The organism is Pseudomonas sp. F220 (assembly GCF_057813935.1).
This window is the reverse complement of sequence record NZ_JBVASJ010000004.1, coordinates 170,187-192,216: the sequence shown is the minus strand read 5'-3', so window position 1 is coordinate 192,216 and position 22,030 is coordinate 170,187. Positions and strand designations below refer to the sequence as shown.

The window sequence follows — 22,030 nt, the reverse complement described above, 5'->3', positions numbered from 1 at the left end:
TACGCTGAACCCGTGGGAGCGAGCCTGCTCGCGATGGCCGCGCTGCGGTCGTCGATCCGGAGCAACTCCCGCACCACTCATCACCTTAATACAAAGCATCCTAACTAATGCGTTGACATTCGCTGCCTAGGCAGTAACATCTCGACATACACTCTCTGCCTAGGCAGCTAATTGGTGGTCAGATGAAACATTTCACGCCGGACGACTTTCAAAATTGCCATCTCGGTCTGCTCCTGGGGCGCGCCGCGCTACTCAAGGACCGGATCATCGACACGCACATGGAACCCCACGGCATCACCGCCGCGCAGTTCAAGGTGTTGATCATCATGGCCCAGTTCGGCGTCGACACCCCAGCCGAGCTGTGCCGGCATCTGTCGCTCGACAGCGGTTCGATGACCCGGATGCTCGATCGGCTGGAGCAGAAGGGCTTCCTTGCACGCAAACGGTCCGAAGAGGACCGGCGTCAGGTGCAGTTGGTGCTGACCGAAGAAGGCCAGACGTTGGCCGACCGGCTTCCTCACATAGGTGCCGAGGCGATGAATGAGCTGGCAGGTGCCATCACGCCCCAAGAGCTGAAAACCCTGGAACATATCTTGAAGAAAATTTTGCTGGCAGCCGGTGACTCGATCACCTTGCTGCGGGTAGGTGATAAATGAGCAGTCAATCCTTGCGTACCGGCTTGAGTCTGGTGTTGCTGGCCATGAGCCTGGCCGGTTGTGCCAGCTACAGCGGCCTGAACACCGAAGGTGTCAGCCTCGACGCGAAAAATCTCAAGGCCGGGCAATCCCTGAATGGCGTCACCTTGTCGCCTGCGGCCTGGCCGAAAAGCGACTGGTGGAAAAGCCTTGGCGATCCGCAGCTCGACAGCTTGATCAAAGAAGCCTTGCACGACAGCCCGGACATGCAGATCGCCAGCGCCCGAGCCCATCAGGCCAGCGCTGCGGCTTATGCGGCTAACGCCGCGCGGATGCCGACCCTCGACGCCAGCGCCAGTGTCAGTCGCTCGCGACTGGCCCGTGACCAGGACCCGACCGGGCAGGGCGGCACCTACAGCACCCTGCGTAGCTTGGGCGTGGACTTCAACTACACCTTCGACCTCTGGGGCGGTCAGCGTGCCACCTGGGAAGCCGCGCTGGGCCAGGCTCGCGCTGCCGAAATCGATCAGCAAGCGGCGCAGTTGACCTTGTCCGCCGATGTCGCCCGGGCCTACAGCAATCTGGGTCAGGCGCACATCGTCCATGACCTGGCCAATGACGACCTCAAACGCACCCGACAAATGCTTGATCTGAGCAAGCGTCGGCTGAGCTCCGGCATCGACAGCCAATACCAGTATCAGCAAACCGAAAGCCTGGAAGCCAGCTCCGAAGCCACCTTGATCGACGCAGAGAAAAGGCTGCAAAGCGCGAAAATTGCGCTTGCCGTTTTGCTCGGCAAGGGCCCGGATCGCGGCAACGAAATCGCTCGACCGAAAGTCTTGCAGGCCAGCGCCATCGCCTTGCCGTCTGTGCTTCCGGCCGAGTTGCTCGGTCGTCGTCCAGACTTGGTAGCCGCGCGCTGGCGGGTCGAAGCGGCGAGCAAAAATATCGTCGCCGGCAAGACCAACTTTTATCCAAACCTGAACCTGAGTGCCGCCGCCGGTACCCAGTCGCTGTTGGGTGATGCGCTGTTTGGCTCGGCGAGCCGCTTCTTCAACATCGCACCCACCGTGTCGTTGCCGATATTCGATGGCGGTCGCCTGCGGGCTGACCTTGATTCTCGCGACGCCAACTACGACCTCGCGGTGGCGCAGTACAACAAAAGCTTGGTGAAAGCGCTGGGGGATGTCAGCGACACCATCTCTCAACTGCGCGATATCGGTCGGCAGATTGGCGCACAGCAACACGCCACCGATATTGCCCAGGATTCTTACAACACCGTGGTCCAGCGCTTCGGTTCCGGTATCGGTAACTACCTGGACGTGCTCAGCATCGAGCAGCAACTGCTGCAGGCCCAGCGATCACTTGCGAACCTGAATGCCGAGCAAATCGATCTCTCGATTCAATTGATGCAGGCGCTGGGCGGTGGGTTTCAGGCCAACACGATAGCCGTGGCCAACCCAACTCCAGCTACGCTGGCTGAATAATTCAAGGTACTTGTCATGGCCACTGAAGACACAATCAACACTACTGAAAACGCCCAAGACGCCAGTAACTCGCGCAAGCGCAAAGTCATGCTGCTGGTGCTGGCTGTTATCGTCATCCTCGGTGGGCTGAGCGTCTGGGGCTGGCACGAGTTCTATGGTCGCTGGAATGAAAGCACCGACGACGCCTACGTGAATGGCAATGTGGTGGAAATCACCCCGTTGGTCACTGGCACGGTGGTGAGCATTGGCGCCGATGACGGTGATCTGGTGCATGAAGGCCAGGTACTGATCAACTTCGACCCGAATGACGCCGAAGTCGGTCTGCAAAGCGCGCAGGCCAATCTGGCTCGCACGGTGCGTCAGGTCCGCGGCCTGTACAGCAACGTCGACGGTATGAAGGCGCAAGTCGGTGCACAGAAAGCCGCAGTGCAAAAAGCTCAGGACAACTTCAACCGGCGGAAAAATCTGGCGGCCGGCGGGGCAATTTCCCAGGAGGAACTGTCCCACGCTCGCGATGACCTGACCTCGGCGCAAAACGCCTTGGCCAACGCGCAGCAACAGCTCAACACCACCAGCGCTCTGGTTGACGACACTGTGGTTTCGTCCCATCCGGACGTGCAGGCTGCTGCCGCGCAATTGCGTCAGGCTTACCTGAACGATGCGCGTAGCACCTTGATTGCGCCCGTCACTGGTTATGTCGCCAAACGCACCGTGCAACTCGGTCAGCGGGTTCAGCCGGGCACGGCGTTGATGGCGGTGATCCCGCTGGATCAGCTGTGGATCGACGCCAACTTCAAGGAAACCCAACTGCGTGACATGCGCATCGGCCAGCCGGTGGACATCGAAGCGGACCTCTACGGCAGCGACGTGAAATACAGCGGCACCATCGACAGCCTCGGTGCCGGTACCGGCAGTGCCTTCGCCTTGCTGCCAGCGCAGAACGCCACCGGTAACTGGATCAAGATCGTTCAGCGGGTGCCGGTGCGGATTCATATCAACGCCGAGGAGCTTGCAAAACACCCTCTGCGGGTCGGTCTGTCGACTCAGGTTCAGGTCAATCTGCATGACCAGAGCGGTCCGGTGCTGGCGCAACAGTCTCCGCAAAAGGCCTCGTTCAGCACCAACGTCTACGACCGTCAGTTGGCTGAAGCCGACGCGATAATCACCCGGTTGATCCACGACAACAGCTCTGCGGCGAGTAAAACCGCCCAACGCTGATTCGCCAATCCGTCAGCTGCGGTCGTAATGGCCGCAGCGCCTGCCAAGTTTCAAAGGATTTGCGATGAGCAATAACGCCTCCTTCACGCCGCCCAGCTTGTTGTTCGCCACCATCGGTCTGTCCCTGGCGACCTTCATGCAGGTGCTCGACACCACCATCGCCAACGTGGCCTTGCCGACAATCTCCGGCAACCTTGGCGTGAGTTCGGAGCAGGGCACCTGGGTCATCACCTCGTTTGCCGTGAGCAATGCGATTGCCTTGCCGTTGACCGGTTGGCTGAGCCGGCGCTTCGGCGAGGTGAAGCTGTTTCTCTGGGCGACCATTCTGTTTGTGCTGGCCTCGTTTCTCTGCGGAATCTCGACCTCGATGCCTGAACTGGTCGGTTTTCGGGTCGTGCAGGGCTTGGTGGCGGGGCCGTTGTATCCTATGACCCAGACCCTGCTGATTGCGGTCTATCCGCCCGCCAAACGGGGGATGGCATTGGCATTGCTGGCGATGGTTACAGTGGTCGCGCCGATTGCCGGCCCGATACTCGGTGGCTGGATCACCGACAGCTACAGTTGGCCGTGGATCTTCTTTATCAACGTGCCCATTGGTGTGTTCGCGGTCATGGTGGTCAAGCAACAACTCAAGGCCCGGCCGGTGGTGATCAGTCGCCAACCGATGGATTATGTGGGCTTGTTGACCTTGATCATTGGCGTCGGTGCGCTCCAGGTCATCCTCGACAAGGGCAACGACCTGGACTGGTTCGAGTCGAACTTCATCATTATTGGCGCGGTCATTTCGGCGATAGCGCTGGCGGTATTTGTGATCTGGGAGATGACCGACAAGCACCCGGTGGTCAATCTGCGGCTGTTTGCCCACCGCAACTTCCGCATCGGCACCATTGTGTTGGTATTCGGTTACGCCGGGTTCTTCGGCATCAACCTGATCTTGCCGCAATGGTTGCAGACGCAGATGGGTTACACCGCGACGTGGGCCGGGTTGGCGGTGGCGCCGATCGGGATTCTGCCGGTGCTGATGTCGCCGTTTGTCGGCAAGTACGCGCACAAGTTCGACTTGCGGTTATTGGCGGGGCTGGCGTTTCTGGCGATCGGCTTGAGCTGCTTCATGCGCGCCGGATTCACCAATGAAGTGGACTTCCAGCACATCGCCATGGTGCAGCTGTTCATGGGTATCGGTGTGGCGCTGTTCTTCATGCCGACCCTGAGCATCCTGATGTCGGACTTGCCGCCGAGCCAGATCGCCGATGGTGCGGGCCTGGCGACGTTCCTGCGGACCTTGGGCGGCAGTTTTGCGGCGTCGTTGACCACCTGGATCTGGATTCGTCGTGCCGATCAGCATCACGCTTATCTGAGCGAAAGCATCAGCACCTTTGAACCGGCAACCCGGGATGCATTGAACAGTTTGGGCGGGGCGAGTAATCCGGCCTATGCGCAACTGGATCATGTGCTCACAAGCCAGGCGTACATGATGTCGACCGTGGACTACTTCACCTTGATGGGTTGGATGTTCATGGGGTTGATCTTGCTGGTGTGGTTTGCCAAACCGCCGTTTGCCGCGAAGGCCGGGGCGGCGGTGGCGGCCGGGCATTGATGAGTGCTTTGACACGAGGTCCCGTAGCAGCTGTCGAGCCTGCGTTCGGCCGCGAAGTGGTCGTAGTCCGGTGCATGGGGTTGTTCTGTTAAACCGCGATCATAGGTTTTACGACTGCTGCGCAGCCGAACGCAGCCTCGCAGGCTCGGCAGCTGCTACGGACTCACGAAGTCGAATGCCGCCAGCTGGAATCCTTGCTCATCCACCTGCAACGCCCATCCCTGACGATCCCAATCTCCCAGCACAATGCGTTTGGCCGGTTGTTCGCCAATCTGCAGTGTGTGAATCGCCGGGCGATGGGTATGGCCGTGGATCAAGGTGCGCACGCCGTACTGCTGCATGATCCGCGGGACTTCTTCGGGGGTCACGTCGACGATGTCGTTGGCTTTCATCCGGGTTTGCGCGCGGCTTTCGCTGCGCAGCTTGCGCGCCAGCGTGTGCCGGGTGCTCAAGGGCAGATGCCGCAGCACCCACAAAGTGATTGGATTACGCAGGTAACGACGCATCCGCATATAGGCTTCGTCGCGGGTGCAGAGGCTATCGCCGTGCATCAGCAGCACCGGCTCACCGTTGAACTCAACGACACTAGGGTCCTTGAGAAGGCTACAGCCAGCGGCCTTGCAAAAGGCCTGGCCGAGCATGAAGTCGCGATTGCCATGCATCAGGAAAATTTGCGTACCGCTATCGCTGAGTTCCCGCAGTGCCTGGCAAATGGAAAGCTGGTAGGGGGTCATGGCATCGTCGCCGATCCACGCCTCAAAAAAATCTCCCAATATGTACAACGCTTTCGCCGAGCGGGCACGCCCGTTCAGTAAATCCAGAAACGCCCGGGTTATATCCGGGCGCTCCTCTTCCAGATGCAAATCTGAAATCAGCAATATCACCCAATGATCTCGGCTTTCTCGATGATCACGTCTTCTGCTGGTACATCTTGATGACCGGACTTCATGGTGGTGGCAACACCTTTGATCTTGTCGACAACGTCGGTGCCTTCGACCACTTTACCGAACACTGCATAGCCCCAGCCCTGTGCGGTTTTGCCGCTGTGGTTGAGGAAGCTGTTGTCGGCTACGTTGATGAAGAACTGTGCGGAAGCCGAATGCGGCTCCATGGTACGGGCCATGGCAACGGTGTATTTGTCGTTGGAAAGACCGTTGTCAGCTTCGTTCTGGATGCTGGCGCGCTTGTCTTTCTTTTCTTTCATGCCAGGTTCGAAACCGCCGCCCTGGACCATGAAGTTGCCGATGACGCGGTGGAATACGGTGTTTTCGTAGTGGCCGGCCTTAACGTACTCGACGAAGTTGGCAACGGTGATTGGTGCTTTCTCGGCGTTCAGCTCGAGGACGATGTCGCCGTGGTTGGTAGTCAGTTTGACTTTAGTCATGATCGTTATCGCTCTTTAAAGGAATTCGTGGGTTTCGGGACGCTCACACTGCCTGCGGGCCCGAACCGGTTTGGCGAGAAAACGCCAAGATGCGCAGTTTAGCGTGCCGAGCGCGAATTTCGAGGCTGTTTTTCAATTGAACTGCATTAAAAACAGCAGTTTTAAGGCCTGCCCTGTCAGGGCCTTGACCGCATCGGCTATGATAGGCGCCTCGATTTAATAGCCACTTTGATTTATCAGGCCGCACCAGGCCGCGCACTTGTACGTTCAAGGATCCTATGAGCAAGCCCACTGTCGACCCTACCTCGAATTCCAAGGCCGGACCTGCCGTTCCGGTCAATTTCTTGCGCCCGATCATCCAGGCGGACCTGGACTCGGGTAAGCACACGCAGATCGTGACCCGCTTCCCGCCAGAACCCAACGGCTACCTGCACATCGGCCACGCCAAGTCGATTTGTGTGAACTTCGGTCTGGCCGAGGAGTTCGGTGGCGTCACGCACCTGCGTTTTGACGACACCAACCCGGCCAAGGAAGAGCAGGAATACATCGACGCCATTGAAAGCGACATCAAATGGCTGGGCTTCCAATGGTCCGGTGAAGTGCGCTATGCCTCGCAGTATTTCGACCAGTTGCACGATTGGGCGGTGGAGCTGATCAAGGCTGGCAACGCCTACGTTTGCGACCTGACCCCCGAGCAAGCCAGGGAATACCGTGGCAGCCTGACCGAACCGGGCAAGAACAGTCCGTTCCGTGAGCGCAGCGTCGAAGAGAACCTCGACCTGTTCGCCCGCATGAAGGCTGGCGAATTCAAGGACGGCGAGCGCGTCCTGCGGGCCAAAATCGACATGGCTTCGCCGAACATGAACCTGCGCGACCCGATCCTTTATCGCATCCGTCACGAGCACCACCACCAGACCGGTGACACGTGGTGCATCTACCCGAACTACGACTTCACCCACGGTCAGTCGGACGCCATCGAAGGCATCACCCACTCGATCTGCACCCTGGAGTTCGAAGGCCACCGTCCATTGTACGACTGGTTCCTCGACAACCTGCCAGTCCCGGCGCGCCCGCGTCAGTACGAGTTCTCGCGGCTGAACCTGAACTACACCATCACCAGCAAGCGCAAGCTCAAGCAGTTGGTTGACGAGAAACACGTTAACGGCTGGGACGACCCGCGCATGTCCACGCTGTCGGGCTTCCGCCGCCGTGGCTACACGCCGAAATCGATCCGCAACTTCTGCGACATGGTCGGCACCAACCGTTCCGAAGGCGTGGTCGACTTCGCCATGCTCGAATTCAGCATCCGTGACGACCTCGACCACAGCGCCCCACGCGCCATGTGCGTGCTGCGTCCGCTGAAAGTCGTGATTACCAACTACCCGGAAGGTCAGGTCGAGAACCTCGAACTGCCATGCCATCCGAAAGAAGACATGGGCGTGCGCCAACTGCCGTTTGCCCGTGAAATCTACATCGACCGTGAAGACTTCATGGAAGAGCCACCAAAAGGCTACAAGCGCCTGGAACCGAATGGCGAAGTGCGCCTGCGCGGCAGCTACGTGATCCGTGCCGACGAAGCGATCAAGGACGCCGATGGCAACATCGTCGAACTGCGTTGCTCCTACGACCCGGAAACCCTGGGCAAGAACCCTGAAGGCCGCAAGGTCAAAGGCGTGGTGCATTGGGTCCCGGCTGCGGCCAGCGTCGAGTGCGAAGTGCGTCTGTACGATCGCCTGTTCCGGTCGCCGAATCCGGAGAAGGCTGAAGGCAGCGAAGGTTTCCTGGACAACATCAACCCTGACTCCCTGCAGGTGCTCACCGGTTGTCGTGCTGAACCGTCATTGGCTCAAGCACAGCCGGAAGACCGTTTCCAGTTCGAGCGCGAAGGCTACTTCTGCGCGGATATCAAGGACTCGAAACCCGGTCATCTGGTCTTCAACCGTACCGTGACCCTGCGTGATTCATGGGGCCAGTGATTTAAGGAATCTTTGTGCTTACGATCTACAACACGCTCACCAAGAGCAAAGAAGTCTTCAAACCCTTGGATGGCAACAAGGTGCGCATGTACGTCTGCGGCATGACCGTGTACGACTACTGCCACATTGGGCACGGTCGCAGCATGGTCGCGTTCGACCTGGTAACTCGCTGGTTGCGTTTCAGCGGTTATGACCTGACCTACGTGCGCAACATCACCGACATCGAAGACAAGATCATCAATCGCGCCAAGGAAAATGGCGAGCCGTTCGATGCCTTGACCGAGCGCATGATCACCGCGATGCACGAGGACGAGGCCCGCCTCAACATCCTCAAGCCGGACATGGAACCGCGCGCCACCGATCATATCCCTGGCATGCTGAGCATGATCCAGACCCTGATCGACAAGGGTTACGCCTACGCCCCGGGCAACGGTGACGTGTACTACCGCGTCGCCAAATTCATGGGCTACGGCAAGCTGTCGCGCAAGAAAATCGAAGACCTGCGCATCGGTGCACGGATCGAAGTCGACGAGTCGAAACAGGACCCGCTGGACTTCGTACTGTGGAAAGCCACCAAGCCGGGCGAGCCAAGCTGGGAGTCGCCGTGGGGCGCCGGGCGTCCGGGCTGGCACATCGAATGCTCGGTGATGTCCACCTGCTGCCTGGGCGAGACCTTCGACATTCATGGCGGCGGCAGCGACCTCGAGTTTCCGCACCATGAAAACGAAATCGCCCAAAGCGAAGCCGCCACTGGCAAGCCGTACGCCAATGCGTGGATGCACTGTGGGATGATTCGCATCAATGGCGAGAAGATGTCCAAGTCCTTGAACAACTTCTTCACCATTCGCGACGTGCTCGACAAGTACCACCCGGAGGTCGTGCGCTACCTGCTGGTGTCGAGCCACTACCGCAGCGCGATCAACTACTCGGAAGATAACCTCAAGGACGCCAAAGGCGCTCTGGAGCGTTTCTACCACGCCCTCAAAGGTCTGCCGACTGTTCCGGCAGCCGGTGGCGAAGCTTTCGTCGAACGCTTCACCCAGGTGATGAACGACGACTTCGGCACGCCGGAAGCCTGCGCGGTGCTGTTCGAGATGGTCCGAGAGATCAACCGTCTGCGTGACAGTGATGTGCACGCGGCGGCCGGTCTGGCGGCACGCTTGAAAGAGCTGGCCAGTGTGCTGGGCGTGTTGCAACTGCAAGCCGATGACTTCCTGCAAGCGGGCGCTGAAGGCCGGGTCGATGCGGCCCAGGTCGACGCACTGATCCAGGCGCGTCTGGCGGCCCGTGCTGCTAAGGACTGGGCAGAATCGGACCGCATCCGCGACCAACTCACCGCCATGGGCGTTGTGCTGGAAGACGGCAAGGGCGGGACGACGTGGCGTCTGGCTGACTAAAGCCTGCGTTTGCTGCAAACAAAAACCCGCCTTGTGCGGGTTTTTGTTTATTGGTCGTCTGTGTGTTCTACCTGGGAAACACTGCTCAGGTCAGCGCCGCCAATTGTTCCACAGTTTCCGGAAAGCGCTCAACCAATCGTATTAGCGTGGTGGCTTGAGCATTGGGTTTTGCGCGTCCTTGCTCCCAGTTCTCAAGGGTTCGGGTGTTGGTGCGCAAGTACATGGCGAATACTGATCTGGAGAGGTTCAGTTGGTGGCGGATGCCCACCACTTCCTCAGCCGTGATCGGTGCGAGCTTGCCCAGTTGTACTTTGTGTGTGCGCAGCGTGACTTTGCCTTGGCGTTCTTCGGCCAAGGCATCTAAGCCTTCTAGCAGCTCGGAAAAGATGTCACGTTTCATCGTTCGTTCTCATGTGGATTTCTCTATCCAGCAATTGTTTGAATATTTTTTTCTGTAACGGAGTCAGGTCGTCTTGCTCGTTCTTGCCGTACAACGTGAAGAGCCAGAACTGAGCTGCACCGGACCACCAGTAATAAATAATTCTCAGTCCCCCACGTTTGCCCTTGTTTCGTCGTTGATCGACAAAGCGAATCTTGCGCAGCCCACCTGCTCCTTCGATGACGTCACCTGCCTCGGGGTTCTTCAGCAACTCCAGTTGGAAACTATGAAACAGTTCGTCATCCAGATATTCCGTGCGGTGCCTCTGAAACGGTGGTAATTCGATAAAGAGAGCATTCATGGTTTGTACGTTATCTGCGTATAGTTTGGTGGCGGGAAGCGAATAGGTCAAGGCGCTAAATCGAGCCGATTCGGTCAAGCAGATACGTTAATTTCGAGTGATAAGAACTGGATGTAGGACGGAGCTGATATCAGAGAGAGGGTATTCTGGGTATGGGCGGGGAAGGGCGGATTTGAGTCCCATAAACGCAAAAACGGCACCCGAAGGTGCCGTTTCTGTTTTCTGCTGTGTGTCGCTTAAGCGATCAGCCCGCCAGCCCGGACTGTTGCACCAGAGCCAACAACGGCTGTGGATACAGGCCGAGGAAGAACGCCAGAGCAGCGATGGCCAGCAGCATGACGCCACCGGCACGTTGTTCCCAGTGCAGTTGAGCGTCGCTGCGACGCAGGTTGTCCACCATCACCCGCATGGACCGCCTGGTGGTTCTGGAAAAGAGCGGCACCCGCAGCGAACTGCTGGCCCAAGGCGGTTTGTATGCACGTCTGTGGCAGCACCAGACCGAAGGGTTTGTCGCTATCGATTGAAGCGTGGTCCCCGCTGCCGGGCCCGCGACATACGGTTCGGCAGTTGCCACACACACACTGAAAAGCCCCCGAGAACAGGGGATCCTCGAAAACGTTCTACACAGCCTCAGCCGAAAGCGGACGTTTCGTAATTCTGCTTCGCGTTTGACATGCCGGATCATCCACAGCACTATCTGTCCATGATCTACACACGCCGAATGAACATGATGTGCTCCTCTATGACCGCCTCTGGCGGGCCATGAGGTCATGCGTGCTTAGAATTTGACGTGTTACCCCAAGCCCCGCCAGAGATGGACGGGGCTTTTTAGTTCTCCGTTCGTAAATGGCTGACGGAGAGTGAAATGTTCGAGATTAGACGAGCCAGCCACAGCGATTCTCAAACAGCATTCGACATTCGGCTGCTAGCGATACGACATCAATGTATCGGCGCCTATACCGAGCAGCAGCTATTGGCCTGGACGGCTGGGTCGGCCAAGGACGGATATAGCAAACTGATGGAAAAACACTTTTATCTGGGCTGTATTCAGGGTGAACCTGTTGCGACTGGAATGCTTGATCTGGAGAACAGCGAAATCGGCGCGATCTTTGTGCATCCTGGCTTTATGCAGCGAGGTATCGGCAGAAGAGTCCTGGACTACCTTGAATGTCTGGCGCGGGATTTGGGCCTGGAGGAAGTCAAACTTGATGCTACTTTGAATGCTGCTGACTTTTACCGACGATACGGTTTCGTTGGTGAGGAGCCTGCGATTTACCATTCCCCTTCCGGGCTTCAGCTGGCGTGTGTGCCTATGGTGAAGGGGCTTTTGTAGTGTTGGTTTGAGTTGATTGCTCGGAAACGTGTGTAAGAAAGGTTGCGATCTTTTAATCCTGAAAAACCACCCTCTCCCAAACGCAAAAACGGCACCCCAAGGTGCCGTTTCTGTTTTCTACCGCGTGTAGCTAAGCGATCAACCGGCCAGGCCAGATTGCTGAACCAGAGCCAACAACGGCTGTGGGTACAGGCCGAGGAAGAACGCCAGAGCAGCGATGGCCAACAGCATGACGCCACCGGCACGTTGTTCCCAGTGCAGTTGAGCGTCGCTGCGACGCAGGTTAGGTTCAATCAGGAACAGAGTGACCATCACGCGCAGGTAGTAGAAGACGCCGATGGCACTACCCAGTACCAGAGAGCCGACCAGCCACCACTGGTGGGATTCGACACCGGTGGCGATGATGTAGAACTTGCCGATGAAGCCCGCTGTCAGCGGGATGCCGGCCAGCGACAGCATCATTACGGTCAGCACGGCGGTCAGGTACGGACGGCGCCAGAACAGGCCGCGGTATTCGTAAAGGGCATCTGCATCGCGGCCTTTGTACGGCGAGGACATCAGGGTGATCACGCCGAATGCGCCGAGGCTGGTGATCACGTAGGTGACCAGGTAAACGCCGATGGCTTCCATCGCCAGACCTTTGCTCGCCACCAGGGCGATCAGCAGGTAACCGAAGTGCGCGATGGACGAGTAACCCAGCAGACGCTTGAGGTTGCTCTGGGTCAGTGCCAGCAGGTTACCGAACAGGATCGAGGCAATGGCGATGATGGTCAGAACGTTGCTCAGTACGCCACTGTTGGCCACTGGCGAGATCTGGAACAGACGCACCATCACCGCGAACACCGCGACTTTCGAAGCCGTCGCCAGGAACGCCGCCACCGGAGCCGGAGCACCTTCGTAGACGTCCGGGGTCCAGAGGTGGAAGGGTACCAGCGACAGCTTGAACGCCAGACCGATCAGCATCATGGCCAGGCCCAGTTGCGCAATCGGGCTTGGCAGACCGGTAGCGGCCAGTGCGTGACCGATACCGCTGAAGCTCAGGCTGCCGGCTTCTGCGTAAAGCAGCGCCATGCCGAACAACAGAAACGCGGAACCGGCGGCCGACAGCACCATGTACTTGATGCCGGCTTCCAGGGAGCGTTTGTTGAAGAAGGCATAGGCCACCAGACCGTAGACCGGGACCGAGAGCAGTTCCAGGCCGATGAACAAGCTGGCCAGGTGCTGCGCGCTGACCAGAACCAAACCACCGGCCGCAGCCATCAGGATCAGCAGGTACAGCTCTTCGCGGTTGCCGGGGTAACCCGTACCGCCATCGCCGAGGTAGGCGTGGGCGAGGGTGACACAGGCGAGGGTGGCGACCAGGATCAGCGCCATGTAGAGGCAAGCGAAGCTATCGATCTGCAGCAGTGGCGTCACGGCCAGAGGTGCGACTTTCAGGGCCGGGAGGATCGACAGCAGTGCCAGGTTGAGACCCGCTACTGAAATCAGGAAGGTCTGTGAGTGGTTGCGACGCCAGGCGATCGCCAGCATCACCACGATAATCGTGGCGCTGGTAATCAGCAGCGGCGCAAGCGCGATAAAGTGTTGAATCGTCAGGTCCATAGCGCTCTTACCGGGCCGAAGCGAGTTGAGTGGAGGCGGTACCGAACCATTGCTGTACGCCATGCATCGTAGCGGCAGAGGTATCGAGGAACGGTTGCGGGTAAATGCCGATGTAGACCAACAGTCCCGCAAGTCCGACCACCATGATCAGTTCGCGTGCATCCATACCGTGGAGTATTTCGTCCGACTTGGACGGGCCGAAGTAGGCACGGTGGATCATGATCAGTGAGTAGACCGAACCGAACACCAGACCGGAGGTGGCAATCGCGGTAATCCATGGTGCGCTGGCAAAGTTGCCCAGCAGGATCAGGAATTCTCCGACGAAGTTACCGGTACCCGGCAAGCCCAGAGAAGCGGCTGCGAAGAATAGGCTGACCGCCGGCAGATACGCGATGCGTGACCACAGGCCACCCATCTCGCGCATGTCGCGAGTGTGCAAACGCTCGTACAGCTGGCCGCTAAGGATAAAGAGTGCGGCTGCCGAAACACCGTGTGCCAGCATCTGCATCACAGCGCCTTGCAGCGCCAGCTGGCTGCCGGAGTAGATCCCGATCAGCACGAAGCCCATGTGCGAAACGCTGGAGAAGGCGATCAGACGCTTGATGTCGGTTTGTGCGAAAGCCAGGAACGCACCGTAGAAGATCCCGACCAGACCCAGGGTCATGGCGATCGGCGCGAACTCGGCCGAGGCATTCGGGAACAGCGGCAGGGCGAAACGCAGCAGACCATAAGCAGCGGTCTTCAACAAGATACCGGCCAGGTCAACGGAACCCGCGGTCGGCGCCTGGGCATGTGCATCCGGAAGCCAGGAGTGGAACGGCACCACGGGCAGCTTCACCGCGAAGGCGATGAAGAAGCCGAGCATCAGGATGTACTCGGTGGTCAGCGACATCTGGGTTTTCAGCAGCTGGGAGTAATCGAAAGTGATTACGCCGGTGCTGTTGAAGTTGACCAGTACCAGACCCAGGATTGCCACCAACATGATCAGGCCGCTGGCCTGGGTGAAGATGAAGAACTTGGTCGCTGCGTAGATCCGGGTCTTCTTGCCGTCCGATGAACTATGGCCCCAGAGCGCGATGAGGAAGTACATCGGCACCAGCATCATTTCCCAGAAGAAGAAGAACATGAACAGGTCGAGAGCGAGGAACACGCCGACCACGCCGCCCAGGATCCACATCAGGTTCAGGTGGAAGAAGCCAACGTGACGCTGGATCTCTTTCCACGAGCAGAGTACCGAGAGGACACCCAGCAGACCGGTCAGCAGGATCATCAACAGCGACAGGCCGTCGAGGGCCAGGTGCACGTTGATACCGAAGCGCTCGATCCAGACGTGCTTGAACTCAATCACCCAGGTCGGATCGGCGCCAGGCGCCGGAGCAAATGAATAGTTACCGTGGGCCCACAGCCAGAGGCCGAGCGCGAGTTCCAGGGTCATGGTCAACAGCGCAATCCAGCGTGGCAGGGTAGCGCCGAAGCGCTCACCCATCCAGCACAGCAGGCCGCCGATAAAGGGGATCAGGATTAGCCAAGGCAGAATCATGACGGGCTCAATTCCTTTCGCAATTTCGCAAGGTTCATATCAGACCGCTACCAGCACGATGGCGCCGATAACCAGCACGGCACCAGCAGCCATGGAAGCCGCATACCAACGCAACTGGCCAGTCTCGGTACGGCTCAGGGAGGTGTGACCCCCTTTGGCCATACGCGGGATCAAACCAATGGTCTGGTCGAGCGGGTCTTTGCGCAGCATGTGGTTGATCATCAGGTACGGCTTGACGAACAGCTTGTCGTAGATCCAGTCGAAGCCCCAGGCGGCGAACCACCAGGCCGAGAGGAAACGCCCGATGCCGCTGTTGGCGACGGCGGTGACAAAGCGACGCTTGCCGAGGAACAGCAGGGCCGCCAGCAGGATACCGGCCAGGGCGATAGCGCCCGACGCCATTTCCAGACTGTGCTTGGCTTCGCCGCCGGCATGGCCGACGCTTTCTGGCAATACACCGTGCAGCGGTGGAACGATCATGGCGCCGATGAAGGTCGACAGAATGATCAGCACCGACAGTGGCAGCCAGTGGGCGATACCGTGGCCCGCATGTGCTTCGGTCTTGGCCTCACCGTGGAACGCGATGAAGATCAGGCGGAAGGTGTACAGCGACGTCATGAAGGCGCCGACCAGACCGGCGTACAGCAGGCCGTGGTTGCCGCTGGCAAAGGCTTCCCAGAGGATTTCGTCTTTGGAGTAGAAACCTGCGGTCACCAGAGGCAAGGCCGACAGTGCGGCACCACCGACGATGAAGCTGGTGTAAGCCAATGGTAGCTTCTTCCACAGACCGCCCATCTTGAAGATGTTCTGCTCGTGGTGGCAGGCAACGATCACCGAACCGGACGCAAGGAACAACAGCGCCTTGAAGAAGGCGTGGGTCATCAGGTGGAAGATCGCGCCTTCCCAGGCACCAACGCCCAGGGCCAGGAACATGTAGCCGATCTGGCTCATGGTCGAGTAGGCGAGGACACGTTTGATGTCGGTCTGCACCAGCGCGGCGAAACCGGCCAGTACCAGGGTCACGCCACCGACGATGCCTACCAGGTGCAGGATATCCGGCGCCAAAGCAAACAGACCGTGAGTACGGGCGATCAGGTAGACACCAGCGGTCACCATGGTCGCGGCGTGGATCAGTGCCGAGACCGGAGTAGGACCGGCCATCGCATCCGCCAGCCAGGTTTGCAGCGGCAGTTGCGCGGATTTACCGACTGCACCACCGAGCAGCATCAGGGTCGCCAGGACGATCCAGAAGTCGCCGACCTTGAAGTGTTCCGGAGCACGAACCATCAGCTCTTGAATGTTCAGCGTGCCCAGTTGCTGGAACAGGATGAACAGGCCGATGGCCATGAACACGTCGCCGACACGGGTGACGATAAAGGCTTTAAGTGCAGCGTTACCGTTGTTGCGGTTGCTGTAGTAGAAACCGATCAACAGGTAGCTGCACAGGCCCACGCCTTCCCAACCGAAGTACAGGAACAACAGGTTATCGCCCAGGACCAGGAACAGCATGCTGGCGATAAACAGGTTGGTGTAGGCGAAGAAGCGCGAGTAACCGGCTTCACCGCGCATGTACCAGGAGGCGAACAGGTGGATCAGGAAGCCGACGCCCACCACCACACCGAGCATGGTCACGGACAGACCATCCAGGTACAGGGCGAAGTTCGGCTGGAACCCATCCACCGCCATCCACTGCCACAACACTTGGGTGTAGTGGCCACCCTCAGGCGGCGCGACGTTGAACTGCCAGATCACGTAAGTGGCGACAATGGCCGAGAGGCCAATGGAACCGACGCCGATCAATGCGCTGAGGTTTTCCGAGAGGCGTCCTCGAGAGAACGCCAGCAGCACAAAACCGATCAGAGGGAACAGGAAAGTCAGATAGAGAAGGTTCATCCGCGCATCTCGCTGGCAGCGTCGATATCGAGAGTGTGGAAGCGGCGATACAGCTGCAACAGAATCGCCAGGCCAATGCTGGCCTCGGCGGCTGCAAGGCTGAGTACCAGGATGAACATGATCTGCCCATCCGGCTGCGCCCAGCGGCTACCGGCGACGATGAAGGCCAGACCAGAGGCGTTCATCATGATCTCCAGGCTCATCAGCACGAAGAGAATGTTGCGGCGGACCATCAGGCCAACCAGACCGAGGCAGAACAGGATGCCGGCAACGGCAAGACCATGCTCCAATGGGATAGAACCGATAGGGATAACAGGCATGGTCTACTCCTTCGCCTCGTTGCGGCCCAGGTGGAACGCCGTGATGGCTGCAGCGAGCAGCAGCATCGAGGCGAGTTCGACCACCAGCAGATAAGGACCGAACAGGCTAATGCCCACGGCCTTGGCGTCTACGGTGGTGTGACCGATAGCGCCAGCGCTTGGATTGGCGAACAGGACATACAGCAGTTCACCCAACAGCAGTGCCGCCAGTACGACCGGTCCGATCCAGATACCGGGTTTGAGCCAGACGCGCTCTTGCTGAACCGAGGCCGGGCCCAGGTTCAGCATCATCACCACAAACACGAACAGCACCAGGATGGCGCCAGCGTAGGCGATCACTTCCAGGACACCGGCGAATGGCGCACCGAGACTGAAAAAGGTCATCGCCACGGCGAGCAGCGAAATAATCAGGTAGAGCAGGGCGTGCACAGGGTTTGTGTTGGTGATCACGCGAAGCGTGGACACAACGGCAACTCCTGACGCGAAATAGAAAGCGAATTCCATCTTTCTTCCTTAAGGCAGCAAGCTCTTCACGTTGATCGGTTCGGCTTCATTCTGCGCGGAGCCTTTTGGCTTACCGGCGATGGCCATACCTGCAACACGATAGAAGTTGTAATCAGGGTTTTTGCCGGGGCCGGAGATCAACAGATCTTCTTTCTCGTAAACCAGGTCCTGACGTTTGAACTCGGCCATCTCGAAATCCGGTGTCAGCTGGATCGCGGTGGTCGGGCAGGCTTCCTCGCAGAGGCCGCAGAAAATGCAGCGCGAGAAGTTGATGCGGAAAAACTCCGGGTACCAGCGACCGTCGTCGGTTTCAGCTTTCTGCAGCGAGATGCAACCCACCGGGCACGCCACGGCGCACAGGTTGCAGGCTACACAACGCTCTTCGCCATCAGGGTCGCGGGTCAGGACGATACGCCCACGGAAGCGCGGCGGCAGGTACACCGCCTCTTCCGGGTATTGCAGCGTGTCGCGCTTGCGGAAAGCGTGGCCGAAAATCATCACCAAGCTGCGAAGCTGGGTGAAGAAGCCATGCACGATGTCAAAAATATACTTCATGATTCTCTATCCTCACTGCGCCGCGATGGCGGGCGTGTTGAGCAACACGATCGCAGCGGTCACCAGCAGATTGATCAGGGTCAGCGGCAGGCAGAATTTCCAGCTGAAATCCATCACTTGGTCATACCGTGGGCGCGGAATCGATGCGCGCAGCAGGATAAAGATCATGATGAAAAACGCGGTCTTCAGAACGAACCAGATGAACGGGATCTGCGGCAGAATACCGAAAGGACCGTGCCAGCCACCGAAGAACAGAGTCACCAGCAGTGCCGAGATCAACACGATGCCGATGTATTCACCGACGAAGAACATGCCCCATTTCATGCCGGCGTATTCAATGTGGTAACCGTCGGCCAGTTCCTGCTCCGCTTCCGGCTGGTCGAAGGGGTGACGGTGAGTCACGGCGACGCCAGCAATGAAGAAGGTCAGGAAACCGAAGATCTGCGGAATGATGAACCACAGGTGCTGGGCCTGGTAATCGACGATGTCGCGCATGTTGAACGAGCCAACCTGCACCACGATGCCCATCAGCGACAGGCCCATGAACACTTCGTACGACACGGTTTGTGCCGAGGCCCGCAAGCTGCCCAGCAGGGCGAACTTGTTATTACTCGACCAACCGGCGAACAGCACCGCGTAGACCGACAGACCGGCCATGGCGAAGAAGAACAGAATGCCGATGTTCAGGTCCGCGACACCCCAGGTCGGGGTGATCGGGATGATTGCGAAGGCAATCAGCAAGGCGCTCATGGCCACAACCGGCGCCAACGTGAAAATCACTTTGTCGGCGAACGGCGGCGTCCAGTCTTCCTTGAAGAACATCTTGATCATGTCGGCGGCGATCTGGAAGGCGCCGAACGGGCCAACCCGGTTCGGGCCGTAACGATCCTGCCAGAGGGCGAGCAAACGACGCTCGACCCAGCTGAGCAGCGCGCCGCAAACCACCACGGCGAGCAGAATCACGATGGACTTGACCACCGAGATGATCACGTCGATCACTTCAGGCGTGAACCAGGTCATTGAGCTGCCTCCTGCAGACCGTCAACGGTTTTGCCAAAGATGGCCGGTGGAATACCCGCCAGACCGGCAGGCAATGCGACCAGGCCAGCACCCAACTCATCATTGATACGCAGCGGCAGACGCAGGGTCTGGCCGGCAACGTTCAGGCTAAGCAGGGCACCGTCGTTGACACCCAGGCGATCCGCTTCGGATTTGGCCAGGGAAACGTAGGCGGCTGGAATGCGTTCCTGAACCGGAGCGGCTTTCGAAGACGTTTCTTCGCTGCCGAACAGGTGATAGAACGGCACCACTTGCCAGGTTCCGCGAGCAGGGGAGAACGCAGTCGGAATGCTGGCGAACCAGCTCAGACCATCGCCCTGGGTTTCGATCAGGCGAGTGCCCGGATCACCGGCGCGAATATGACCACCGACTTCGTCCTGGAACTTGTTCCAGGCTTGCGGCGAGTTCCAGCCCGGAGACCAGGCGAACGGCACTTGTTGGCGCGGTTCGGCGGAGCCCGAGTAACCTTCCATGGAGAACGAGAACGCAGTGTCGTTGTCTTGGGAGGTACGTGGTTCGTGCACGCTGATGTCGGCGCGCATAGCGGTGCGGCCACTGTAACGCAGCGGTTCGCGAGCCAGTTTCAGACCTTTGATACGGAACGAAGCAGACGGTGCGGCGCTGACAATGCCGGCCAGTTGCGTGTTGCTTTCGGCGCAGGCTGCGGTGACGTGGTCCAGTTGGGTCCAGTCCACCGGCTTGTTCAGCAAAGTGCTGCGCAGGGCATGCAGCCAGCGCCAGCCTTCGTGAACCAGAATGCTCGCATCCAGGTAAGTCGGGTCGAAGACCTGGAAGAAGCGTTGGGCGCGGCCTTCCTGGCTGACCAGCGTACCGTCGCCTTCAGCGAAGCTGGCCGCTGGCAGAACCAGATGCGCGCGATCGCTGGTGGCAGTCTTCTGATGGTCGGCAACGATCACCACTTTCGCAGCGTTCAGTGCGGCATCGACCTTGGCCGCGTCAACGCGGGTGTACAGATCGTTTTCCAGGACAACGATAGCGTCGGCCTGGCCGTCGATCACAGCTGTCAGCGCAGCGTCTACCGACTCACCGCCCAGCATGGCCAAACCGAGGCTGTTGGCCTCTGGCACGATCAGGCTGATGGAACCGGCTTTGTCGCACAGCTTCAGCGCTTTGGCGATGTTGGCGGCAGCTTCGATCAGCGCTTTCGAACCGAGGGAAGTACCGGCGATGATCAGAGGACGTTTGGCAGCCAACAGGGCGTTAGCAATGCGCTGAGCCAGTTCAACCGCGTCGCTGTCCAGGCCTTCAACGGCTGGAGCGCTGGCGTCGAGGGCGTGAGCCACGGCGAAACCGATACGAGCCAGGTCGTCTGGAGCGGCGTGAACGCACTCTTCAGCGATATCGTCGAGCTTGGTTTCAGCCAGGCTGGCGATGAACAGCGGGTTCAGCGCGTGCTGACCGATGTTTTTCACCGCGGCGTCGAGCCAAGGCTGAACGCGCATGGCATCGGCCATGTCTTCGGCTTTGCCTTTGACCGATTGACGCAGGGCCAGCGCCATACGGGCGGCGGTCTGGGTCAGGTCTTCACCCAGCACGAAGATCGCGTCGTGGTCTTCGATGTCGCGCATGTTTGGAGTCGGTAGCGGGCTGTCTTTCAGCACTTGCACGACCAGACGAATACGTTCCAGCTCGCACGCTTCGATACCTGAGTAGAAGTGCTCTGGACCGACCAGTTCGCGCAGGGCGAAGTTGCTTTCGAGGCTGGCGCGTGGCGAGCCGATACCGACGATGTTGCGACCGCGCAGCAGCTCGGCGGCCTTATCCAGTGCAGCGTCGAGACCGAGTTTGACCTGACCGTCAGCCAACAGCGGCTGGCGCGGACGATCTTCGCGGTTGACGTAGCCATAACCGAAACGGCCACGGTCGCAGAGGAAGTACTGGTTCACCGAACCGTTGAAACGGTTTTCGATACGACGCACTTCGCCGTAACGCTCACCCGGGCTAATGTTGCAACCGCTGGAGCAGCCATGGCAGATACTCGGCGAGAACTGCATGTCCCACTTGCGGTTGTAGCGCTCGGAGTGAGTCTTGTCGGTGAACACACCGGTCGGGCAGACCTCGGTGAGGTTGCCGGAGAACTCACTTTCCAGGGTGCCGTCTTCAACGCGACCGAAGTACACGTTGTCGTGGGCGCCGAACACACCAAGGTCGGTGCCGCCGGCGTAGTCTTTATAGAAACGTACGCAGCGATAGCAAGCGATGCAGCGGTTCATTTCGTGAGAGATGAACGGGCCCAGTTGCTGGTTCTGGTGGGTACGCTTGGTGAAGCGGTAACGGCGCTCGTTGTGGCCGGTCATTACCGTCATGTCTTGCAGGTGGCAGTGACCGCCTTCCTCGCAGACCGGGCAGTCATGCGGGTGGTTGGTCATCAGCCATTCGACGACGCTGGCGCGAAACACTTTGGCTTCTTCGTCGTCGATGGAAATCCAGCTGCCGTCGGTGGCAGGGGTCATGCAGGACATGACGATACGACCACGTTTGTCGTTCTCGTCGGTGTACTGCTTGACCGCGCACTGGCGACAGGCGCCAACGCTGCCAAGGGCGGGGTGCCAGCAGAAATACGGGATGTCGAGGCCTAGCGACAGACACGCCTGTAACAGGTTGTCTGCCCCATCGACTTCGAGCGCTTTGCCGTCTACGTGGATAGTGGCCATGGTTCAAAGTTCTTCGTTGGCCCGGTGTCAGCGGGCGTGGCTAATGGAATCTTGGTGCTCATCCGGCGCAAACAACGCGACTTCGGATGATAAGAGGGCGGCACGGACCACCCTC

The 22,030-nt window shown here is 59.0% G+C and carries 19 protein-coding genes and 2 pseudogenes; 8 read left to right on the top strand and 13 right to left on the bottom strand.

Features of this window, described 5'->3' with window-relative positions:
- Nucleotides 1–182 precede the first annotated feature (182 nt).
- From ACZYSM_RS06160 to ACZYSM_RS06145, 4 genes are all read left to right on the top strand, one after another.
- Entirely contained in the window at nt 183–656 is a 474-nt protein-coding gene (locus ACZYSM_RS06160) for a MarR family winged helix-turn-helix transcriptional regulator (protein ID WP_489069875.1), read from the top strand.
- The gene (locus tag ACZYSM_RS06155; RefSeq protein ID WP_489069873.1) at nt 653–2,122 is read left to right on the top strand and encodes an efflux transporter outer membrane subunit; all 1,470 of its coding nucleotides are present in this window, start codon (nt 653–655) and stop codon (nt 2,120–2,122) included. The genes ACZYSM_RS06160 and ACZYSM_RS06155 overlap by 4 nt, the downstream gene beginning before the upstream one ends.
- Before the next feature lie 15 nt (nt 2,123–2,137).
- Nucleotides 2,138–3,340 (top strand): EmrA/EmrK family multidrug efflux transporter periplasmic adaptor subunit, encoded by a 1,203-nt coding sequence (locus ACZYSM_RS06150; RefSeq protein WP_489069871.1) that lies wholly within the window; start codon nt 2,138–2,140, stop codon nt 3,338–3,340.
- Between the two features lie 64 nt (nt 3,341–3,404).
- The gene (locus tag ACZYSM_RS06145; RefSeq protein ID WP_489069869.1) at nt 3,405–4,937 is read left to right on the top strand and encodes a DHA2 family efflux MFS transporter permease subunit; all 1,533 of its coding nucleotides are present in this window, start codon (nt 3,405–3,407) and stop codon (nt 4,935–4,937) included.
- Nucleotides 4,938–5,092: 155 nt separating this feature from the next.
- Here the strand turns inward: ACZYSM_RS06145 and ACZYSM_RS06140 are convergent, their stop codons facing one another.
- Together ACZYSM_RS06140 and ACZYSM_RS06135 are read right to left on the bottom strand one after the other, a co-directional pair.
- On the bottom strand, nt 5,093–5,821 hold the full coding sequence (locus ACZYSM_RS06140) for a UDP-2,3-diacylglucosamine diphosphatase (RefSeq protein WP_489069867.1): 729 nt from the start codon (nt 5,819–5,821) through the stop codon (nt 5,093–5,095).
- Nucleotides 5,818–6,321: a peptidylprolyl isomerase gene (locus tag ACZYSM_RS06135; RefSeq protein WP_419114401.1), complete on the bottom strand. Its 504-nt coding sequence runs from the start codon at nt 6,319–6,321 to the stop codon at nt 5,818–5,820. The genes ACZYSM_RS06140 and ACZYSM_RS06135 overlap by 4 nt, the downstream gene beginning before the upstream one ends.
- Before the next feature lie 278 nt (nt 6,322–6,599).
- Between ACZYSM_RS06135 and ACZYSM_RS06130 the strand changes: the two genes are divergently transcribed.
- Together ACZYSM_RS06130 and cysS are read left to right on the top strand one after the other, a co-directional pair.
- Nucleotides 6,600–8,297 (top strand): glutamine--tRNA ligase/YqeY domain fusion protein, encoded by a 1,698-nt coding sequence (locus ACZYSM_RS06130; RefSeq protein ID WP_489069865.1) that lies wholly within the window; start codon nt 6,600–6,602, stop codon nt 8,295–8,297.
- A gap of 14 nt (nt 8,298–8,311) precedes the next feature.
- Nucleotides 8,312–9,694, top strand: a complete 1,383-nt coding sequence (gene cysS, locus ACZYSM_RS06125; protein WP_489069863.1) for a cysteine--tRNA ligase — start codon at nt 8,312–8,314, stop codon at nt 9,692–9,694.
- 85 nt (nt 9,695–9,779) lie between these two features.
- Here the strand turns inward: cysS and ACZYSM_RS06120 are convergent, their stop codons facing one another.
- The 3 genes and pseudogenes from ACZYSM_RS06120 to ACZYSM_RS06110 all read right to left on the bottom strand — a co-directional run.
- Entirely contained in the window at nt 9,780–10,094 is a 315-nt protein-coding gene (locus ACZYSM_RS06120) for a helix-turn-helix domain-containing protein (RefSeq protein WP_489069861.1), read from the bottom strand.
- Nucleotides 10,084–10,434, bottom strand: coding sequence for a toxin (locus ACZYSM_RS06115; RefSeq protein ID WP_489069859.1), 351 nt, complete (start codon nt 10,432–10,434; stop codon nt 10,084–10,086). The genes ACZYSM_RS06120 and ACZYSM_RS06115 overlap by 11 nt, the downstream gene beginning before the upstream one ends.
- A gap of 244 nt (nt 10,435–10,678) precedes the next feature.
- Nucleotides 10,679–10,828 (bottom strand): annotated as a pseudogene (locus ACZYSM_RS06110) (hypothetical protein); the annotation flags it as partial.
- Here ACZYSM_RS06110 and ACZYSM_RS06105 point away from each other — a divergent pair.
- Together ACZYSM_RS06105 and ACZYSM_RS06100 are read left to right on the top strand one after the other, a co-directional pair.
- Nucleotides 10,809–10,958: pseudogene (locus ACZYSM_RS06105) on the top strand (hypothetical protein); the annotation flags it as partial. The pseudogenes ACZYSM_RS06110 and ACZYSM_RS06105 sit on opposite strands and share 20 nt — an antisense overlap.
- 341 nt (nt 10,959–11,299) lie before the next feature.
- Nucleotides 11,300–11,767, top strand: coding sequence for a GNAT family N-acetyltransferase (locus ACZYSM_RS06100; RefSeq protein WP_489069857.1), 468 nt, complete (start codon nt 11,300–11,302; stop codon nt 11,765–11,767).
- Between the two features lie 138 nt (nt 11,768–11,905).
- On the opposite strand, the gene nuoN is transcribed toward ACZYSM_RS06100, so the two are convergent.
- From nuoN to nuoG, 8 genes are read right to left on the bottom strand one after another with little or no spacing between them, the layout of a single operon-like run.
- Nucleotides 11,906–13,369, bottom strand: coding sequence for an NADH-quinone oxidoreductase subunit NuoN (gene nuoN / locus ACZYSM_RS06095; protein WP_489069855.1), 1,464 nt, complete (start codon nt 13,367–13,369; stop codon nt 11,906–11,908).
- A 7-nt stretch (nt 13,370–13,376) separates the two neighbouring features.
- Complete coding sequence (gene nuoM, locus ACZYSM_RS06090; RefSeq protein WP_489069853.1) at nt 13,377–14,909, bottom strand: NADH-quinone oxidoreductase subunit M; 1,533 nt, start codon at nt 14,907–14,909, stop codon at nt 13,377–13,379.
- 39 nt (nt 14,910–14,948) lie between these two features.
- On the bottom strand, nt 14,949–16,802 hold the full coding sequence (gene nuoL, locus ACZYSM_RS06085; protein WP_489069851.1) for an NADH-quinone oxidoreductase subunit L: 1,854 nt from the start codon (nt 16,800–16,802) through the stop codon (nt 14,949–14,951).
- Nucleotides 16,799–17,107 (bottom strand): NADH-quinone oxidoreductase subunit NuoK, encoded by a 309-nt coding sequence (gene nuoK, locus ACZYSM_RS06080; protein ID WP_489070048.1) that lies wholly within the window; start codon nt 17,105–17,107, stop codon nt 16,799–16,801. The genes nuoL and nuoK overlap by 4 nt, the downstream gene beginning before the upstream one ends.
- A gap of 18 nt (nt 17,108–17,125) precedes the next feature.
- A complete protein-coding gene (gene nuoJ, locus ACZYSM_RS06075; protein WP_489069849.1) occupies nt 17,126–17,626 on the bottom strand; it encodes an NADH-quinone oxidoreductase subunit J in 501 nt (166 codons plus the stop codon).
- A gap of 9 nt (nt 17,627–17,635) precedes the next feature.
- On the bottom strand, nt 17,636–18,181 hold the full coding sequence (gene nuoI / locus ACZYSM_RS06070; RefSeq protein WP_200889382.1) for an NADH-quinone oxidoreductase subunit NuoI: 546 nt from the start codon (nt 18,179–18,181) through the stop codon (nt 17,636–17,638).
- A gap of 12 nt (nt 18,182–18,193) precedes the next feature.
- Nucleotides 18,194–19,201, bottom strand: a complete 1,008-nt coding sequence (gene nuoH, locus ACZYSM_RS06065; protein ID WP_489069846.1) for an NADH-quinone oxidoreductase subunit NuoH — start codon at nt 19,199–19,201, stop codon at nt 18,194–18,196.
- Nucleotides 19,198–21,915 carry an NADH-quinone oxidoreductase subunit NuoG gene (gene nuoG, locus ACZYSM_RS06060; protein ID WP_489069844.1) on the bottom strand — a complete coding sequence of 906 codons (2,718 nt, stop codon included), beginning with the start codon at nt 21,913–21,915 and terminating at the stop codon, nt 19,198–19,200. The genes nuoH and nuoG overlap by 4 nt, the downstream gene beginning before the upstream one ends.
- Between the last annotated feature and the right edge of the window lie 115 nt (nt 21,916–22,030).

Bases quoted from the DNA above. Each gene is read 5' to 3' on its own strand.
- nuoN (WP_489069855.1), bottom strand. From the start codon at position 13,369: ATGGACCTGACGATTCAACACTTTATCGCGCTTGCGCCGCTGCTGATT.
- nuoG (WP_489069844.1), bottom strand. From the start codon at position 21,915: ATGGCCACTATCCACGTAGACGGCAAAGCGCTCGAAGTCGATGGGGCA.
- ACZYSM_RS06145 (WP_489069869.1), top strand. From the start codon at position 3,405: ATGAGCAATAACGCCTCCTTCACGCCGCCCAGCTTGTTGTTCGCCACC.
- nuoI (WP_200889382.1), bottom strand. From the start codon at position 18,181: ATGAAGTATATTTTTGACATCGTGCATGGCTTCTTCACCCAGCTTCGC.
- ACZYSM_RS06150 (WP_489069871.1), top strand. From the start codon at position 2,138: ATGGCCACTGAAGACACAATCAACACTACTGAAAACGCCCAAGACGCC.
- ACZYSM_RS06100 (WP_489069857.1), top strand. From the start codon at position 11,300: ATGTTCGAGATTAGACGAGCCAGCCACAGCGATTCTCAAACAGCATTC.
- nuoM (WP_489069853.1), bottom strand. From the start codon at position 14,909: ATGATTCTGCCTTGGCTAATCCTGATCCCCTTTATCGGCGGCCTGCTG.
- ACZYSM_RS06160 (WP_489069875.1), top strand. From the start codon at position 183: ATGAAACATTTCACGCCGGACGACTTTCAAAATTGCCATCTCGGTCTG.
- ACZYSM_RS06155 (WP_489069873.1), top strand. From the start codon at position 653: ATGAGCAGTCAATCCTTGCGTACCGGCTTGAGTCTGGTGTTGCTGGCC.
- nuoL (WP_489069851.1), bottom strand. From the start codon at position 16,802: ATGAACCTTCTCTATCTGACTTTCCTGTTCCCTCTGATCGGTTTTGTG.
- ACZYSM_RS06135 (WP_419114401.1), bottom strand. From the start codon at position 6,321: ATGACTAAAGTCAAACTGACTACCAACCACGGCGACATCGTCCTCGAG.
- nuoJ (WP_489069849.1), bottom strand. From the start codon at position 17,626: ATGGAATTCGCTTTCTATTTCGCGTCAGGAGTTGCCGTTGTGTCCACG.
- ACZYSM_RS06130 (WP_489069865.1), top strand. From the start codon at position 6,600: ATGAGCAAGCCCACTGTCGACCCTACCTCGAATTCCAAGGCCGGACCT.
- ACZYSM_RS06120 (WP_489069861.1), bottom strand. From the start codon at position 10,094: ATGAAACGTGACATCTTTTCCGAGCTGCTAGAAGGCTTAGATGCCTTG.
- ACZYSM_RS06115 (WP_489069859.1), bottom strand. From the start codon at position 10,434: ATGAATGCTCTCTTTATCGAATTACCACCGTTTCAGAGGCACCGCACG.
- nuoH (WP_489069846.1), bottom strand. From the start codon at position 19,201: ATGACCTGGTTCACGCCTGAAGTGATCGACGTGATCATCTCGGTGGTC.